Origin of the sequence: Kocuria arenosa, from assembly GCF_042879215.1 — a bacterium.
GTDB lineage: Bacteria > Actinomycetota > Actinomycetes > Actinomycetales > Micrococcaceae > Kocuria > Kocuria arenosa.
Map to the genome: position 1 here is coordinate 1 of NZ_JBHZTA010000039.1, position 887 is coordinate 887.

The window sequence follows — 887 nt, forward strand, 5'->3', positions numbered from 1 at the left end:
GTGCTCGGAGAAAAAAAAAAAAGAGTTCCAGAAAGGCCAAAGTAAGTTTGCAGGATGCAGGAGCCTCAGGCGGGAGGAGAATTCAGGCTGGGAGCGTCAAAGTAAAAGTGGAATCTTGGGTCAGTCGAGTCGTTCTGCAGGAGTCGTGTTGTGCGAAGAGGATTATTTTCACTTACTGGGGGGGGTGGTGGGAGCGGGGGCGCGGCAGATGATGCAGTAGTGGTTGCCGCCACCGATCTCCTTGCCCTGGTTGGTGCAGACAACAGTAACTTTGGGAGGCATTGTTTGTTTTCCTGAGGTCAGGAGGAGGGCGAGGTGATGGTTGGAGGTAGGTAGTTCGGTCTTGGTGGTTCGTCTTTTATAGGCAGGGGAAGGTGGGCTCAGCGTCTCGCGCTGCGCAAACTGCCAAGACCCTCGTCCAGGCAACCGCCGCGTGTCCACAAAGGACGTGCGACTCGTGTTCTGCTTATGCAAGTCACCGCGTGATCTCAATCTCAAGAGGGGCGCGCGGACACTCGGACGGAATCCTAACCCACGTCGCGACTACGCTGTAAGCCTTCTAAGAAACTAGAGACACTCATCCGGCCCTTGCCTGGCAGTAAAGAGTATTCCTCCTGTCGGGGAAGTGAGAGGCCTCAGGTGGTCTGACGGCCACATCCACTGGACCTCACCGAACTCAACTCGCCCCAGAATTCTCAGCTGTGTGTGTTTCTGGTTCAACCTAGTGAGCTTAAACTCTAGTTTTCCCTAGAGCTCGATTGGTTCATACCCCCGACCAAAAAGCCGATCAGGATTATATTAGGGCAGGGGTTCGGAAGTCATAAGGCTAGCCAGGTCTTGCGGCCACATCCAACCCGACCTCATACATTCAAATAAATCAAGCTTTA

Annotated in this window: 1 protein-coding gene; it reads left to right on the plus strand. The window is 53.8% G+C overall.

The genetic code is table 11. The features are described 5' to 3' along the window. Positions 1–220: hypothetical protein (locus ACFYE3_RS19015; RefSeq protein WP_387806189.1), on the plus strand; the 220-nt coding region annotated here is incomplete at its 5' end. Positions 221–887: the final 667 nt, after the last annotated feature.